This window comes from Bacillus sp. DWP3-1, assembly GCF_049896565.1.
Classification (GTDB): domain Bacteria; phylum Bacillota; class Bacilli; order Bacillales; family Bacillaceae; genus Bacillus.
The window spans coordinates 816891-832132 of the sequence record NZ_JAFCUN010000001.1 but is presented as its reverse complement, the minus strand read 5'-3'; the positions used below and the strand labels follow the sequence as shown (position 1 = coordinate 832132).

The window sequence follows — 15242 nt, the reverse complement described above, 5'->3', positions numbered from 1 at the left end:
ATGAAAGAGGTAAAGTGCGAGTGTGGACATATTAATCCAATCGGTACTGTTTTATGTGAATCATGCGGGAATCCAATTGCAGCTATAGAGAAAAACTCTTCAAAGCTGCTTGATATGAGATATGACGGCAGTGCAAGACGCTCGCAAACATACAACAAAACGATTGTGGATAAAGTATGGAACTTTTTTTCTTCCGTTAAAGTGGGCGTGTGGCTGATTGTTATTACACTGCTTGCTTCCTCACTAGGAACCATTTTTCCGCAGGAGCGGTTTATTCCGCCAGGTGCATCTGCTTCCACCTATTATGAAGAGCAATATGGGTCGTTTGGTAGGCTGTATTACATACTTGGATTCCATGATCTTTATAATTCTTGGTGGTTTTTAGCTTTAGTCGCATCAATCGGAATCTCCCTTGTCATTTGCAGTCTCGACCGGGTCATTCCTCTTTATCGGGCACTTAAAAACCAAGGGGTTATCAAAAAAGAAGGCTTTATGAGAAGACAGCGTCTGTTCAGTGAAACAGACAAAACGTTAGATCAGCATACATATGAAGGCATCATAAGAGCAATGAAACAAAAGCGTTACCGCGTGCGAGAAGAAAACGGACATATTTTAGCTGAAAAAGGCCGCTTTTCACGCTGGGGGCCTTACGTCAATCATATTGGATTAATCATCTTTCTCATTGGATCGATGCTCCGGTTTGTCCCGGGCATGTATGTGGATGAAACGCTCTGGGTCAGAGAAGGGGAAACGGCCCCAATCCCAGGCACAGATGGTCAATACTTCTTGAAAAATAATGCGTTTTCAATTGACCGCTATGAAACTGGAAATGAAAAAGAAGTGTTTGAGAATGCGATTGAAAGAGCTGGCGACGGTCAAGTGGTGAAAAGTTATAAAACCGATGCCACTTTATACAAACGTGAAGGGGAAGTTGTTTTTGGTGAAAAGCCCAAGCTGAAGCAGGTAACAGAACACGATATCAAAGTGAACGAACCGCTCAAGTTTGATCATTTCTCATTATATCAAGTGGATTTTAAACAAAATGAACTCGATCAAATGGTCTTTCAGCTGATTCGTAAAGATACAGAAAAATCTTTCGGAACAGTGAAGATTAATCTGCTGGAGCCTAAGTCAGAATATGATCTTGGTAGCGGTTACAAAGTCAAAGTGATGAGCTATCTCCCTGATTTTTATTTTGACGATGATGGAACGCCGAGTACGAAAACAAGGAATCCAAATAATCCTGCTTTCGTGTTTGAAATGATTTCTCCTGAAAAGCCTAAAGGTGAAAAAAGTTTTGTGGCGATTCAAGAGACAGTAGAAGGCTCTGATAACAACATATATAAGATGAAGTTTGATCGAGTGGAAACGAAAAACGTCACGGGATTGACGGTTAGAAAAGATTTAACTCTCGGGGTGCTCATCGTAGGCGGGATTATCTTCATGATTGGTGTCGTGCAGGGGATGTATTGGCAGCATAGAAGAATTTGGCTGTCTGCAAAGGATGGAAAAGTATTTGTGGCAGGACACACAAACAAAAACTGGTTCGGCTTAAAGTCTGATCTCAACGTGTTACTAAGTGACAGTGGCATCAAACAGCCAGTTGATCAAAAAGAACTGCCTGATACAACAAGTATCAGCAAAAGCAAGGGGGAAGGATTAGATGGCAGCAGTCAGTGAAAACCTGTTATTTGCAGCTTTTCTATTGTATTTAGCGGCAGTTCCTTTTTTTGGTGGTGCCATTAAAGGAAAAAAGAAAGTTGATGGACCGCGCAGGAATAAGGCGGCACTTATCGGCATTACGCTCACCATCATCGGTTTTTTAAGTCAATTTGGCTATTTTATTTCAAGATGGATGGCGTCTGGTCATGCACCAGTCAGTAATTTGTTTGAATTCACAACCGCTTTTGGCATGATGCTTGTGCTCGCATTCATCATTTTATATTTTGTGTATCAAGTGTCTGTACTTGGTTTATTTACACTTCCAATCGCTTTATTGATTATTGCCTATGCAAGTATGTTCCCATCTGATATATCACCGCTGATTCCTTCACTACAAAGTAATTGGCTTTATATTCACGTGACAACAGCAGCACTTGGGCAAGCCATTTTAGCGATCAGCTTTGTGGCAGGTGTCATCTTCCTATTAAAGCATGTCGACCAAACAAAGCCAGGGAAGAAGACATTTGGTTTAGAGCTCGTCATGTTTATGATTGTCGTCACACTTGCATTTATCGCTGTCACGTCCATCTTTAGAATGACAGGATACGAGGCGAAATTTAATTGGGTCGATAAAAATAAAGAGGAAAGTGTGATGGTCTATGAGCTGCCAGCTCTAGTTGGACCTCATAAAGGAGAGCTTGTGACGCAAGATCGTTTGGAACCATTTGTTGATTTGCCGCCTGTTTTTTCAGGAAGAAAGGTCAATACGGTGTTATGGTCATTCGGCACGGGGCTGATCTTGTATGGACTGATTCGGTTGATCATTCGCAAACGACTCAGCGCTCTGCTTCAACCGCTTGTGAAGCAGGTGAACCTAGATTTAGTCGATGAAATTGGATACAGGGCTGTTTCCATTGGTTTCCCTGTATTTGCGTTAGGCGGGCTGATTTTTGCAATGATCTGGGCGCAAATTGCCTGGACTCGGTTCTGGGGCTGGGACCCGAAGGAAGTATGGGCATTGATTACGTTTCTCTTTTATGCAGCCTACCTTCATCTTCGCTTATCAAGGGGCTGGCATGGCGAAAAGTCCGCTTGGTTAGCTGTCATCGGATTCGCCATCATTATGTTTAATCTCATCTTTGTCAATCTTGTGATTGCAGGGCTTCATTCTTACGCGTAATCACATGAAAAAGGCCAACTTTTATGAATCGATTCGGCTTTTTGTTAAAATGAATGTAACAACGGAGAAAGCAGGAGGATTGTCTAATGGAACACACAACTCAAACGAAAATATTAGTCGTAGATGATGAGGCAAGAATTCGCCGCCTTTTAAAAATGTATTTAGAACGTGAAAATTATGAAATCGATGAAGCAGAAAATGGAGATGAGGCGATTCAAAAAGGACTCCAAACAGATTATGACCTCATTTTACTCGATTTAATGATGCCTGGGACAGATGGAATCGAAGTGTGTAATCAAATTCGAGACAAAAAAGCGACTCCAATCATTATGCTGACGGCAAAAGGAGAAGAAGCCAACCGCGTCCAAGGGTTTGAGGCAGGAACGGATGACTATATCGTAAAACCTTTTAGCCCGCGTGAAGTTGTTTTACGTGTGAAGGCATTGCTCAGAAGATCTTCTCAAACGTCTTATCTCAATACTGGGACAACAACAAAAGATGTACTTGTGTTTTCTCATCTTTCAATTGACCACGATGCGCATAGAGTGACGGCTGATGGCAAAGAAGTCAGTCTCACGCCGAAGGAATATGAGCTTTTATATTTCCTTGCGAAAACACCGGATAAGGTTTATGACAGAGAGAAGCTGTTAAAAGAAGTATGGCAGTATGAATTCTTTGGAGACTTGAGAACAGTCGATACCCACGTCAAACGACTTCGCGAAAAGCTGAATAAAGTGTCACCAGAAGCTGCGAAAAAAATCGTGACGGTATGGGGTGTCGGGTACAAATTTGAGGTCGGCGCTGAATGAAACTGTGGAAAAGTGTCGTTGGAAAGTTATGGTTAACCATTCTCTTCCTCGTCCTGATCGTTTTATCTATTTTAACCGTGCTTCTTTTAGAGTTCATTGAGAATTACCATGTAGAAGAAGCAAAGTCAGATTTAACTCAAATGGCAAACAAAGTAGCGGTCATTTTAGAAAGCCATGAGGATCAATCGCTCGCAAGGTCGATTACATCAGAGCTTGCTGACAAATTGACGAGTATTGCGATTATCCAAGAGGACGGGCTAGAGTGGTATTCGTCTGAAAAAGACGGGAAGCTTCCTGCGATTACAAAGAAACAAATTGAAGCGGACAGTGATTTAAATCAAGCACTAAAAGATCGTAAAAAAATCAGTAAACGTGCAGAACCAAATGCAGGCAATCAGAAAGATGAACGAATTGTCGTCGGTGTTCCATTTGAGGCAAACGGAAAAAAAGGCATGGTCTTTCTTTCTCAATCATTACTCGCTGTAGAACAAACAACGAAACATACGACGCGTTATATCTTCTTAGCAGCCGGAATTGCCATTGTTCTGACCACTATCTTCGCTTTCTTCTTATCAACACGTGTCACCTATCCTCTCAGAAAGATGAGAGAGGGAGCACAGGATTTGGCGAAGGGGAAATTTGATACAAAGATTCCTATATTAACGCAAGACGAAATTGGAGAATTGGCCATCGCCTTTAATCAAATGGGCAAGCAGCTTAAATTCCATATCACAGCCTTAAATCAAGAAAAAGAACATTTGTCCAACATTTTAAGCAGTATGGCCGATGGTGTCATCACCATCAATATTGATGGAACGATTCTCATGACGAATCCTCCTGCAGAACGATTCTTGCAGGCATGGTATTACGAGCAAAATATGAAGATCAAAGATGGAGATGAACTGCCACCAGAAGCGAGAGAACTGTTTCATACAGCCGTCAGCACAGAAAAAGAGCAAATGATCGAAGTCACGCTGCAAGGACGTACTTGGGTTCTTCTCATGTCTCCGCTTTATAATCAGCAGGATGTCAGGGGAGCAGTTGCGGTCCTTCGTGATATGACAGAGGAACGAAGACTTGATAAGCTGAGAAAAGACTTCATTGCCAATGTCAGTCATGAACTTCGTACACCAATTGCCATGCTTCAAGGGTATAGTGAGGCGATTGTAGATGATATTGCAGGCTCAGAAGAGGAAAAGAAAGAGATTGCGCAAATTATCTACGACGAATCACTTCGAATGGGACGTCTTGTGAATGACCTTCTAGATCTAGCGAGAATGGAAGCGGGCCATATTACACTTAATCTTGAATCGACAGATACAGAAGAGTTAACCGAGAAGATTTACCGCAAGTTTCTCGGTATTGCGAAAGAAAAACAAGTTGATCTCACATATGACATTCAAGTGGATGAACCGCACTTTGTACTCGATCCGGATAAGATTGAGCAGGTGTTTACGAATCTCATTGATAACGCCATTCGTCATACACCAGAGGGCGGAGAGGTTCACTTCTCGGTTCAATCGGTGGAAAGCGGTCTGAAAATGGATGTAAAAGATTCGGGAAGCGGAATCCCGGAAGAGGATCTGCCATTTATTTTCGAACGTTTCTATAAAGCGGATAAGGCAAGAACAAGAGGGCGTTCTGGTACTGGGCTTGGTCTTGCGATTGTGAAGAACATCGTAGAGGCGCATCAAGGCTCCATTCATGCACATAGCAAAGCGGGTACAGGTACACACTTTACCTTTTATATTCCGAGAAAAAAGCAGGAACTCGTCTAATCCTGACGAAGAATCTTGTTACATGAGAAACACTTCTTTTCTAAAAAAAGAAGTGTTTTTTTATTTTCATATTTTTAAGGAGAAGTTAAACAAAAAGCCCTTCCCAAATTGTCGAACTTGTAATATATTTGTCATAAAGTTGTAATGTAACGTTTTGTAAGAGTCAATCGACAAAAATAAGTGAACGGAGGGGTTTCCTATGCATGAAACCTTTCAAAAAATATATGATTCGTACCATCAAGATTTGTACCAGTTTTTATTTTATATGGTTAAAGATAAAAATCAGGCAGAGGATCTCGTTCAGGAGGTTTACATCCGGGTACTTCACTCATATAAAACTTTTGAAGGAAGAAGCAGCGAGAAAACTTGGCTGTTTTCAATTGCAAGGCATGTGGCGATTGATTGGTTTCGCAAACAGCAAACCATTAGACAACGGGTACTCGGCACGTTTGATTGGGATAAGCAGGATGTAAAGGACCCAGACTTGCTCCCAGACGAACTGGCTGTACAGGATGAAAATGTAAAAGAAATCTATGCCGCACTTGATCATTGCACGATTGATCAACGAGCTGTCATCATTTTAAGATTTATCCAGGGCTACTCAATCATGGAGACGGCAAAGGCGCTAAAGTTCTCGGAAAGCAAAGTCAAAACAACGCAGCACCGAGGCCTGAAAGTGCTCCGAAAACATATGGAGCTTTTGAAGGAGGAGCTAGTGAATGAAAACGAACAGGTCCGATTGGAGCGAAGAACGAATCAAGGTGTTACTAAGTCAGCTTCCAAAGGTGGAGGACAACCGTTCATCTAAGCAGATATACCAGCAGATGCTGATGGCAAGCGGGCAGAAAAAGAAAAGTGCCAAATGGATCGGTCCAGCGGTCGCAACCGTTGTGGTTTTATTTATGGCGTTTTTGATTTCTCCTCATTTATTTCAGCCGGCTGCTCAAGATCATCATAAGCAAGTGGAAACAAGTGCTGACAAAAGTCAGGTGAACGCCACATTAGAGGCGGTCAAACAGACTGATGGGCCCTCACACGTTGTTTCTCGTAAGCAGCAGCAAAAGTATATGACCATTGCATACATAGATGAATCAACCTCTCAGGTAGTTCCAATTAGCATTGAAAAAGAGGATGAGTATGATCATTTGCAGGAAATGATGAACACATATGAGCAGGTGCAGCTGCCTGAAATGACAAAACCTCTTCAATCTTATATTGATATGGTAGATCTTCGAGAAAAAGGAGATACACTCATCTTTCAGTTAAAAAATGATTTGTCCCTCGATACGTTAAAAGAAGCCAACCGGTTTAAAGATATGGTAAAAGAAACGCTAAAATGGAGTAAGTATAAGCAGGTACAGGTCAAGACATCCAAAGGTTCTCAACTTCAATTAGGAGCAAATGGCCGCATTGGAACAATGTCGATTGAGAAACAAACAAAGCACGCTTATTATATTTTAGACAACAAAAGCGGGACTTTTTTAGTGCCTTCAAAAACCCATTATTCTTCGTATGAAGATGCGGTAGAGGCCATGAAGCGGACAAGTGATGCCGGACTTGATCCATTAATTAAAGATGAATCGATTAAAGAAGTGACGACTAAAGGAAAACATGTGACTATCACATTTGGAGCATCAGCGCAATTATCGGACTCAAATGATCATATTCTACTCATTGAAGGTCTGCTGCTCTCAGCGAAAGATTTTGGTTTTACAGAGGTCACCATTCAACAGGCGGGGGCAGATCAAGTTGGTCCATATGAATTAGAAGAACCCATAGAGGTGCCGGCTCTGCCGAATCCAGTTGTTATAAGAGACCGTTAAAGGACGCAAGAAATTGCGTTCTTTTTTGATGTATAGAAAATAGCTTCCTTGCTGTATACTAAGCTGTCATAAAAAGAACCTCAAAGAAGGGGAGTCACTGATGAAAAGGTATTGCTTCATATGTGCCAGCTGTTTTTTGCTGTTGATCTTTTCGCCTTGTGCTCATGCACAGAAAACAAGCGAATGGGTGGAGCCGATAAAAGGAGAAGTCACGGATTTGTTTGGGACAAGAGGTGGCTCGCACAAGGGATTAGATATAGCTGCGCCTGAAGGAGAATCCATATTTGCTGCAAGTGAAGGTGTGGTCTCGCGTTCGTATGTATCTGCTACATATGGAGAGGTTGTGTTTATCCAGCATCCAAATGGATATGAAACCGTCTATGCACATTTACACGAGCGTTTTGTTAAAAAAGGTGACCATGTAGAAGCAGGGCAGCCGATCGGCATTATCGGCAACACAGGGGCTTCTAGAGGCACTCATTTGCATTTTGAGGTGCACAAGGGTAATTGGTCAGTCAGTAAAGAAGATGCGGTAGATCCACTCACAATCATTGCGATGGATCGTTTCCAAGAGCCGGCTCTTCATGTAAACGGGCAAGAAAAAAATACATATCTCATTAAACAAGGAGATACCCTTTGGTCGATTGCAAAGGCGCACGAGATGACTGTGGAACAATTGAAAAAAATCAATGAGCTTACTACTCATCTCATCCGAACGGGAGACCGTTTAATGATTTCAACAAAATAAACCTCATGCAAATGCACGAGGTTTAACATTATTTTTTATAGGTCGATCAGACGGACAGAAAGTATATCTTGCACTTCGGTTAATTCTTTGACAATTTCGTCCTCAAGATGTTTGTCGAAAGAAAGCATCATGATGGCTTCGCCGCCTTTTTCTTTACGTCCTACTTGCATTGTCGCAATGTTGACATCATGGTCGCCTAATATTTGTCCAACCTTTCCAATCACACCAGGTGCATCTGTATGCTGGATGTAGACAAGGTGTCCATCTGGATAAAAATCAATATTAAATCCATTAATGGAAACAACGCGTTCTCCTAAATGCGGGATGTAGGTTGCTTTTAGAGTAAAGGTTGAAAGGTCACCTTTGACTTCAATAGAAATGCTGTTTTCGTAACCAGATTCGCTGGAAGAAATTTTTTCACTAAAGCTAATGCCGCGTTCTTTTGCCACCATCCCAGCATTTACTTCATTTACAGTCGAATCGACGCGTTCTTTTAAAAAGCCTGACAGGAGACTTTTAGTAATAAAGGAGGTTTCGAGTTTTGAAATAGAGCCTTCGTAAGAGATGCTTACTTCTTTTACAGGTTCTCTCATTGATTGAGAGACAAGACGTCCGAGCTTTCCTGCAAACTGATGATAAGGCTGAATCTTTTTGAACTCGTCTTTTGTCATCGCTGGTAGATTAATAGATGACATGACAGGGAGTCCTTTTGCAAATTGAAGTACTTCTTCAGATACTTGTGCCGCTACATTTAATTGTGCTTCCTTTGTCGATGCGCCAAGATGCGGAGTCGCAATGACGAGCGGATGGTCTACAAGCGGATTATCAGTAGGAGGTTCTACCTCAAATACATCGAGTGCAGCTCCTGCAACATGGCCGCTTTCAAGCGCTTCAAGAAGGTCACGCTCGTCAATAATACCGCCGCGCGCACAGTTCACTAGGCGAACGCCTTTTTTTGTTTTTGCAATTGTTTCTTTATTGAGAAGCCCTCTTGTTTCTTTTGTTAATGGGGTATGTACAGTGATAATATCTGATACTTCGAGTACTTCATCAAGTGACTTGGCATTGACACCAATTTTTTCTGCACGTTCTTTTGTGAGAAATGGATCAAATACGTTTACCGTCATGCCAAATGCTCTTGCACGCTGGGCGATTTCGCTTCCGATTCTGCCAAGTCCAACAATCCCAAGAGATTTTCCATAAAGCTCAGCACCAACATATGCGCCTCTGTTCCATTCTTTTGATTTCACAGAAATATTGGCTTGTGGAATATGACGCATGAGCGAAGAGATCATGGCAAATGTATGCTCAGCTGTGGAGATCGTATTACCGTTTGGTGCATTGATGACAATGACGCCATGCTTGGTCGCTTCATCAATATCAATATTGTCTACTCCCACACCGGCACGGCCGACAATTTTTAATGAAGACATTTTTTCATAAAGCTCTTTGGTCACTTTCGTAGCACTTCTGACAAGTAAGGCATCAAATGTGTGTAATTCATCTTCTGCTTCTGTTACATTTTTTTGGACAATTTCAACAAAATCTGATTCTAAAAGTGGTAAAAGACCATCATTGCTCATTTTATCTGAGACTAATACTCGAAACATCGTAAGATTTCCTCCTAAAATAAACGTCATAAATATCTGATAATTTACCATATTCCTTTTCACTGTGTCAATCAAATTAAAGCAGTAAAGCGAAAAAGAAAACACGAACATTTATTGGTATCTTTATAAAGAATGGACACCTTTAAACAAAAGATAACCAATTTTTGCGCATTTGTCATTATAATTTTTAAGTTTTTTACGATTTCTTAAAACTGATGAAATTGCTCAGGATTTTTATCTGTACAAATGCTCATATATCATATATAATGATGTCGAATTGAATAATGATCAATCTTCGGGGCAGGGTGCAATTCCCTACCGGCGGTGATGAGCATAGTCTCTAAGCCCGCGAGCCTTTTTTGGCAGGATTCGGTGTGATTCCGAAGCCGACAGTATAGTCTGGATGGGAGAAGATGGAGGTTCGTAAACGTTGAAAACATGGTTTTTCACACGTTTATTTGTCTAGCCCAAATTCCCCGCTCCTGTTTTCATGAGCGGTTTTTTTGCGGCTGAAATTGAACAATCCTCTTTTCGAAAGATTTGATCGAAAAGGAGAGAGAATATTGAATCAAAGTAAAGTAAAACGTTTAGTCGTCACCAGTATGCTCAGCAGTATTTCGTTCGTGTTAATTTTATTGGATTTCCCTTTCCCAGGGCTTCCAGCGTATTTGAAAATTGATTTCAGTGATATACCAGCCATTATTGCGATTTTAATTTATGGGCCGGGTGCAGGAATTGCCGTTGAGGCATTAAAAAATGTTCTGCATTATCTCATTCAAGGCAGTATGTCTGGTGTTCCAGTTGGGCAAGTCGCGAACTTCATTGCAGGCACATTATTCATCTTACCAGTTGCCTTTATGTTCAAAAAAATTAAATCAGCAAAAGGGATGGCATGGTCAATGATCATGGGTACATTACTGATGACTGTGATGATGAGCATTTTAAATTACTTCTTATTCCTGCCAGCTTACACATGGTTTTTAAACGCACCTGAACTATCTGATCATGCGCTCAAGACGACCATTACAGCAGGGATCTTACCTTTTAACTTTATTAAAGGAATGATCATTACCATCGTGTTTAGCTTCATTTTTGTGAAAATGCGTCCATGGTTTGAAAATAAACGCCAACTTCAAAATAGTTAATATAAAAAAAGCCCCTGCATAAGGGGCTTTTATACTATTCATGCTTAAGTGGGTCACCCTCGAAAGATTCGTCCGCAACTTTGATTGAGTCAGTTGGACATCCTTCAAATGCATCAAGCATATCTTCTTCAAGTACTTCTGGAACTTCTACAGTCCCTTGGTTGTCGTCAAGCGTAACAAATGCAATGCCTTCATCATCATAATCATAAATGTCTGGAGCAGCTGCACCGCATGCGCCGCAAGCAATACATGTGTCTTTGTCTACAATTGTATATTTTGCCATGTTAAAAAATACCTCCCAGATAGTTCGATGGAACACATGGTTTAACCTTTTTAGTTTCACCGATAAAAAACAATTTCCTCAAACCTTATTGTAATGATTTTAAATTCACATTTCAACTGTAAAGTGATTGAGAATGCTTATCACATAAGGGTTTGTTCATAACTTTCCCCCATAAATTGAGTTTAAACATTTCTTCTTGTATGAAATCTGTTAAAATAAAGGGAGAAAATATTCGAATTTTGTCAGGAAGACAGGTGCTTTGATGAATGACTCTTCATTATTTGGATGTCATGTTAATGGACAGCGTATATAAATTGAACGGCGAACGCTCCATTAGTGCTGTCTACCATCTTTTTAAAGGAAAAAAATCATCACAAACCATACAGGATGCCAGCTTGTTTGAGCTTTCCAGGTACTTCGGCTGTTACCCGGGGTTTACGAGGGATCAGCTGAATCGTTCTGCTTTAAAGCTTGAAGAGAAGCACTACATTAGAAAAAACGATGAGACATTCAGCATCACTGAAGCAGGGCAGCGAATGCTAAACCAGCATTTTTCTGAAAAACCGATGCCCGCTTATTTTCATGGTGCCAAATATCACGATAAAGCAAAGATGCTATGGATGAGGCTCTCTTTACTTGTACAAGTGCTTTCTCACTATATGGCTGGATCGCATCAATATGTTCCAATACAAAGAGATGTCTCGGTTCAAAGCTGGACGAAATCTTTCTTGAAACAGCATCAGCAGAAAAGCAAGCTTTCAGAAGATCTGCATCATGAACTAGAAAAGCTCCTTGTTTGTTTAAGCGATCAAGAGGCACTGATTTTTGTTTATTCATTGACCTCAAATGAACGAATCGGGCGTACGTATCAGCAAATGGCGGAGTGGATGAAAGAAGATGTGTGGTATGTGTACCTGCTTTTTTGGAATGTACTCCATTATTTTATTCAATCTGCCCAAAAAGGTGAGGCACCGATTTTGCAGCAGCTCGTAGGTGACCTTGAATTCAAACGCGTGTTAACAACTTCTACCCATAAAACACTTGAGCTTGTCCAAAAAGGATTTGATATTGAACAGATTGCTCACATTCGTTCACTAAAAAAGGCAACGATCGAAGATCATATCGTGGAGCTGTCGATACATGAGCCAAGCTTTTCAATAGATCCGTATGTGAGTATAGAAGAGCAGCGCGCGATCCTTACTGTAGCCAGGGAGCTTCAAACAAATAAAATGAAGCTGATTAAAGAAAAACTCGAGCATCCATTTACTTATTTTCAAATACGATTGGCACTGACAAGGATGGTGAAAGCAAATGGATAAGCTTCATCAGACGCTCATGCGATACTTTGGCCACGACACATTTAAAGTGGGTCAAGAGGACATTATTCAAAGTGTACTGCATCAAAAAGATACGGTTGCCATGCTGCCTACTGGCGGAGGGAAGTCACTTTGCTATCAAATTCCCGGTTATATGACAGAAGGATTAGTTCTGATTATTTCGCCTCTTTTATCGCTTATGGAGGATCAAGTCGAACGAATGAAAATGCGCGGAGAAAAACGAGTGGCGGCGCTTAACAGCACATTGTCTTTTCAGGAGAGACGACATATCATTCGGCATTTGCCATCATATAAATTTTTATTCGTCGCACCTGAGGCATTAATGTCAGAAGTGCTGCTAGAACAGCTCAAGTCGATGCATATTGGTCTGTTTGTCGTCGATGAAGCGCATTGTATATCAGAATGGGGGCATGATTTCCGTCCTGAATATTCAAAGCTGGGAGAATGGAGAGAAGCGTTAGGTCATCCTGTTGCTTTAGCTCTTACAGCTACAGCAACGAAACAAACGCTAAAAGATACAGTGCAAACGCTAAGATTACAGCATCCTGACTTTCATATTCATTCCGTCAACCGCCCGAACATTGCCTTCGTCAAAGAAGCGCACGAATCGAAAGAAGCAAAAGAGAAACGGGCCATTGAGCTTGCGGACTTCCTGCAAGGACCAGGTCTTATTTATTGCCCGACCCGGCAAATGACAGAAGAGCTTGCACTCTGGATGAAACAAAAAACCAATCAGCGTGTTGAGTTTTATCATGGCGGAATGGATGCAGGAGACCGTATGCTCATTCAGCAGCAATTTATCAGCGGTCAGCTTGATCTCATTTGCTGCACGAGTGCTTTTGGCATGGGAATTGATAAAGCGGATATCCGATTTGTCATTCATATGAGCCCGCCGCAATCGATTGAAGCATTTATGCAAGAGATTGGAAGAGCGGGAAGGGACGGGAAAAACAGTGTGAGCATTCTTTTATATACAGAAGAGGATGCAGATATTCAGCAACACTTGATCCAAGCAGAAGGATTTGACGATCCAGAAATTGATTTCTTCTTAGCCCAGCTCACACAAATGCAGACAAATGATGAAAAAAAATTACGTGAACGATTAATGGAAACAGGGCTTCAGGAGACCCGTGCAAGAATGCTGACGCATTATTACATGATGCATGAGTCCGAACAGCGCCCGGCAATCCTCATGAATCTAAAAGAAAAATTGCAGGACAGACAAACTGAAAAGCTGAGAAAAGTGTGGCAATTTAAAGAGCGGATCATGGGTCATGACTGCTTTAGACAATCTCTGTTATCATACTTTCACGAACAGCTTAATCAAACAGAGCATGCGTCCTCTGATCATTGCTGCTCTTCTTGCGGACTTGACCTGTCTGATTATGAAAAAAAAGATCAATCATTGGAGCTGAATGAAATGAAACACTGGAAGACCGTGCTGGATCGTATGTTTCATCTGACAAAAGAGGCGCAGCATTGATTGAACAACATCGTCGAATCATTGAAAAATTAACCGATCGACAAGTCGTAGAACAGCTGTATTTCACGCAGCTCCTCATGCTTATCGTTTCTTTTTTACTAGGCATATTTATGTTCGATCAATGGACGGATTTTACAGCCCTTTGGCAGATTCATGATATGCGCATTCTGACATATGGAATTGGCGGTGCTTTGCTCGTCATCATTGTGGATGCGATTGTCATGAAGGTGTTTCCCGCTCATATGTATGATGATGGCGGTTTAAATGAAAAGATGTTCAAAAACCGAAGCATCCCGCATATTGTTTGGCTAGCACTACTTATCGCCTTTTCAGAGGAAATACTATTTCGCGGAATCGTTCAACAGCAATTTGGGCTGGAGATTGCCAGCATCGTGTTTGCGCTTCTTCACTTTCGCTATTTATCAAAAATACTCTTGTTTATCCTCGTGGTTTCCATTAGTATTTTTTTAGGACTTTTATACGAGTGGACGGGGAATTTATTTGTTCCTGTCATGACTCATTTTGTCATTGACTTAGTCTTTGCTTGTCAAATTCGTTTGAAATATAAGGGGAGGGATGAACATGGAAGAAATGTCGAGAATGCAGAGAAAGAAGGAGCAGCTGACAAACAACCATGACGACGATGTAGAGGAAATTCTTGAAGAAAAAGTACATCCTTCTGATGACTCTCACTTTCCTACACGAGAAGACTTTCATGAATATAAGAAGCAGCGCACGAAAAAAGTGCGCAATCCTTTGTTTACGACATTGGCTATTATCTTTCCTATCATCGTCATCACTGTTTTCTTTCTATTGATCTATTACACATCAAAGGAAATCAACGATAATAACAATCAAGGTGTATACATCGATAAAACCTCAAGTGCTGACACAGACCCAGTTCCGTCAGCACTTGTCGAAACAAAAAATGACGCTAACGATGATAAAGCGGATGCGTCTGATGAAGAGAAGAAAAAGAAAGATGAAGAAAAAGAAAAGCAGCGATCAAAAGAAAAAGCAGAGCAGAAGAAAAAAGAAAAAGCTGCTAAAGAGAAAGAAGAGCGTGAAAAAGCCGCAGCTGCGAAAAAGCGTGAACAGCAGCAGCTCGCACTGCAAAAACAACAAGAAGAGAAAAAACGAAAAGAAGCCGAAGAGAAAAAGAAGCAGGAAGAAAAGCCGGTTCGTGTCGTACAGCACACTGTGGGCCCAGAGGAAAACCTGTATCGAATCTCGATGAAATATTACAAAAACCGATCGGGTGAAGAGAAAATTAAAGCCTATAATCATTTAAATGGGAACAGTGTATACAGTGGTCAAGTACTCAACATTCCATTGGAAAACTAATTACCTGACATGATCGAATGAAAAAGCACATACATATGTA

General features: G+C 41.1%; 14 protein-coding genes and 1 riboswitch. Of the genes, 12 read left to right on the top strand and 2 right to left on the bottom strand.

What is annotated here, in order from left to right; translation table 11 throughout:
- The 7 genes from resB to ACP7A0_RS04200 all read left to right on the top strand — a co-directional run bounded on the left by resB (position 1) and on the right by ACP7A0_RS04200 (position 8000).
- Positions 1–1680: a cytochrome c biogenesis protein ResB gene (resB, locus tag ACP7A0_RS04230; protein ID WP_426004357.1), complete on the top strand. Its 1680-nt coding sequence runs from the start codon at positions 1–3 to the stop codon at positions 1678–1680.
- Positions 1664–2842, top strand: coding sequence for a c-type cytochrome biogenesis protein CcsB (gene ccsB / locus ACP7A0_RS04225; protein ID WP_050943828.1), 1179 nt, complete (start codon positions 1664–1666; stop codon positions 2840–2842). Before resB ends, ccsB begins: the two co-directional genes overlap by 17 nt.
- Before the next feature lie 86 nt (positions 2843–2928).
- Positions 2929–3651, top strand: a complete 723-nt coding sequence (locus tag ACP7A0_RS04220; protein ID WP_003215596.1) for a response regulator transcription factor — start codon at positions 2929–2931, stop codon at positions 3649–3651.
- Positions 3648–5429 (top strand): ATP-binding protein, encoded by a 1782-nt coding sequence (locus ACP7A0_RS04215; protein ID WP_060596757.1) that lies wholly within the window; start codon positions 3648–3650, stop codon positions 5427–5429. The genes ACP7A0_RS04220 and ACP7A0_RS04215 overlap by 4 nt, the downstream gene beginning before the upstream one ends.
- Positions 5430–5628: 199 nt before the next feature.
- Positions 5629–6237 (top strand): RNA polymerase sigma factor SigX, encoded by a 609-nt coding sequence (sigX, locus tag ACP7A0_RS04210; RefSeq protein WP_034318821.1) that lies wholly within the window; start codon positions 5629–5631, stop codon positions 6235–6237.
- On the top strand, positions 6149–7252 hold the full coding sequence (locus ACP7A0_RS04205) for a sigma X negative regulator (RefSeq protein ID WP_106031048.1): 1104 nt from the start codon (positions 6149–6151) through the stop codon (positions 7250–7252). Before sigX ends, ACP7A0_RS04205 begins: the two co-directional genes overlap by 89 nt.
- A 100-nt stretch (positions 7253–7352) precedes the next feature.
- Positions 7353–8000: a peptidoglycan DD-metalloendopeptidase family protein gene (locus tag ACP7A0_RS04200; RefSeq protein ID WP_426004353.1), complete on the top strand. Its 648-nt coding sequence runs from the start codon at positions 7353–7355 to the stop codon at positions 7998–8000.
- A 35-nt stretch (positions 8001–8035) separates the two neighbouring features.
- On the opposite strand, the gene serA is transcribed toward ACP7A0_RS04200, so the two are convergent.
- Positions 8036–9610, bottom strand: a complete 1575-nt coding sequence (gene serA / locus ACP7A0_RS04195) for a phosphoglycerate dehydrogenase (RefSeq protein WP_106039218.1) — start codon at positions 9608–9610, stop codon at positions 8036–8038.
- Positions 9611–9897: 287 nt separating this feature from the next.
- Positions 9898–10029, top strand: a riboswitch (FMN riboswitch).
- 144 nt (positions 10030–10173) lie between these two features.
- Here serA and ACP7A0_RS04190 point away from each other — a divergent pair.
- Positions 10174–10755, top strand: coding sequence for an ECF transporter S component (locus tag ACP7A0_RS04190; RefSeq protein ID WP_426004351.1), 582 nt, complete (start codon positions 10174–10176; stop codon positions 10753–10755).
- Positions 10756–10789: 34 nt separating this feature from the next.
- On the opposite strand, the gene ACP7A0_RS04185 is transcribed toward ACP7A0_RS04190, so the two are convergent.
- Positions 10790–11038 carry a ferredoxin gene (locus ACP7A0_RS04185; protein WP_003215700.1) on the bottom strand — a complete coding sequence of 83 codons (249 nt, stop codon included), beginning with the start codon at positions 11036–11038 and terminating at the stop codon, positions 10790–10792.
- 266 nt (positions 11039–11304) lie between these two features.
- Between ACP7A0_RS04185 and ACP7A0_RS04180 the strand changes: the two genes are divergently transcribed.
- Genes ACP7A0_RS04180 through ACP7A0_RS04165 form a run of 4 tightly spaced genes read left to right on the top strand, consistent with a single transcriptional unit; the run spans position 11305 to position 15202 of the window.
- The gene (locus tag ACP7A0_RS04180) at positions 11305–12357 is read left to right on the top strand and encodes a helix-turn-helix domain-containing protein (protein WP_060596756.1); all 1053 of its coding nucleotides are present in this window, start codon (positions 11305–11307) and stop codon (positions 12355–12357) included.
- Positions 12350–13858, top strand: a complete 1509-nt coding sequence (locus tag ACP7A0_RS04175) for a RecQ family ATP-dependent DNA helicase (protein WP_426004348.1) — start codon at positions 12350–12352, stop codon at positions 13856–13858. The genes ACP7A0_RS04180 and ACP7A0_RS04175 overlap by 8 nt, the downstream gene beginning before the upstream one ends.
- The gene (locus tag ACP7A0_RS04170; protein WP_106039216.1) at positions 13855–14496 is read left to right on the top strand and encodes a CPBP family intramembrane glutamic endopeptidase; all 642 of its coding nucleotides are present in this window, start codon (positions 13855–13857) and stop codon (positions 14494–14496) included. The genes ACP7A0_RS04175 and ACP7A0_RS04170 overlap by 4 nt, the downstream gene beginning before the upstream one ends.
- On the top strand, positions 14441–15202 hold the full coding sequence (locus tag ACP7A0_RS04165; protein ID WP_426004345.1) for a LysM peptidoglycan-binding domain-containing protein: 762 nt from the start codon (positions 14441–14443) through the stop codon (positions 15200–15202). Before ACP7A0_RS04170 ends, ACP7A0_RS04165 begins: the two co-directional genes overlap by 56 nt.
- Positions 15203–15242: the final 40 nt, after the last annotated feature.

Coding starts and splice junctions, on each gene's coding strand:
- ACP7A0_RS04215 (WP_060596757.1), top strand. CDS start 3,648: ATGAAACTGTGGAAAAGTGTCGTTGGAAAGTTATGGTTAACCATTCTC.
- ACP7A0_RS04180 (WP_060596756.1), top strand. CDS start 11,305: ATGACTCTTCATTATTTGGATGTCATGTTAATGGACAGCGTATATAAA.
- ACP7A0_RS04200 (WP_426004353.1), top strand. CDS start 7,353: ATGAAAAGGTATTGCTTCATATGTGCCAGCTGTTTTTTGCTGTTGATC.
- ACP7A0_RS04220 (WP_003215596.1), top strand. CDS start 2,929: ATGGAACACACAACTCAAACGAAAATATTAGTCGTAGATGATGAGGCA.
- resB (WP_426004357.1), top strand. CDS start 1: ATGAAAGAGGTAAAGTGCGAGTGTGGACATATTAATCCAATCGGTACT.
- ccsB (WP_050943828.1), top strand. CDS start 1,664: ATGGCAGCAGTCAGTGAAAACCTGTTATTTGCAGCTTTTCTATTGTAT.
- ACP7A0_RS04175 (WP_426004348.1), top strand. CDS start 12,350: ATGGATAAGCTTCATCAGACGCTCATGCGATACTTTGGCCACGACACA.
- ACP7A0_RS04165 (WP_426004345.1), top strand. CDS start 14,441: ATGGAAGAAATGTCGAGAATGCAGAGAAAGAAGGAGCAGCTGACAAAC.
- ACP7A0_RS04185 (WP_003215700.1), bottom strand. CDS start 11,038: ATGGCAAAATATACAATTGTAGACAAAGACACATGTATTGCTTGCGGC.
- serA (WP_106039218.1), bottom strand. CDS start 9,610: ATGTTTCGAGTATTAGTCTCAGATAAAATGAGCAATGATGGTCTTTTA.
- ACP7A0_RS04205 (WP_106031048.1), top strand. CDS start 6,149: ATGAAAACGAACAGGTCCGATTGGAGCGAAGAACGAATCAAGGTGTTA.
- sigX (WP_034318821.1), top strand. CDS start 5,629: ATGCATGAAACCTTTCAAAAAATATATGATTCGTACCATCAAGATTTG.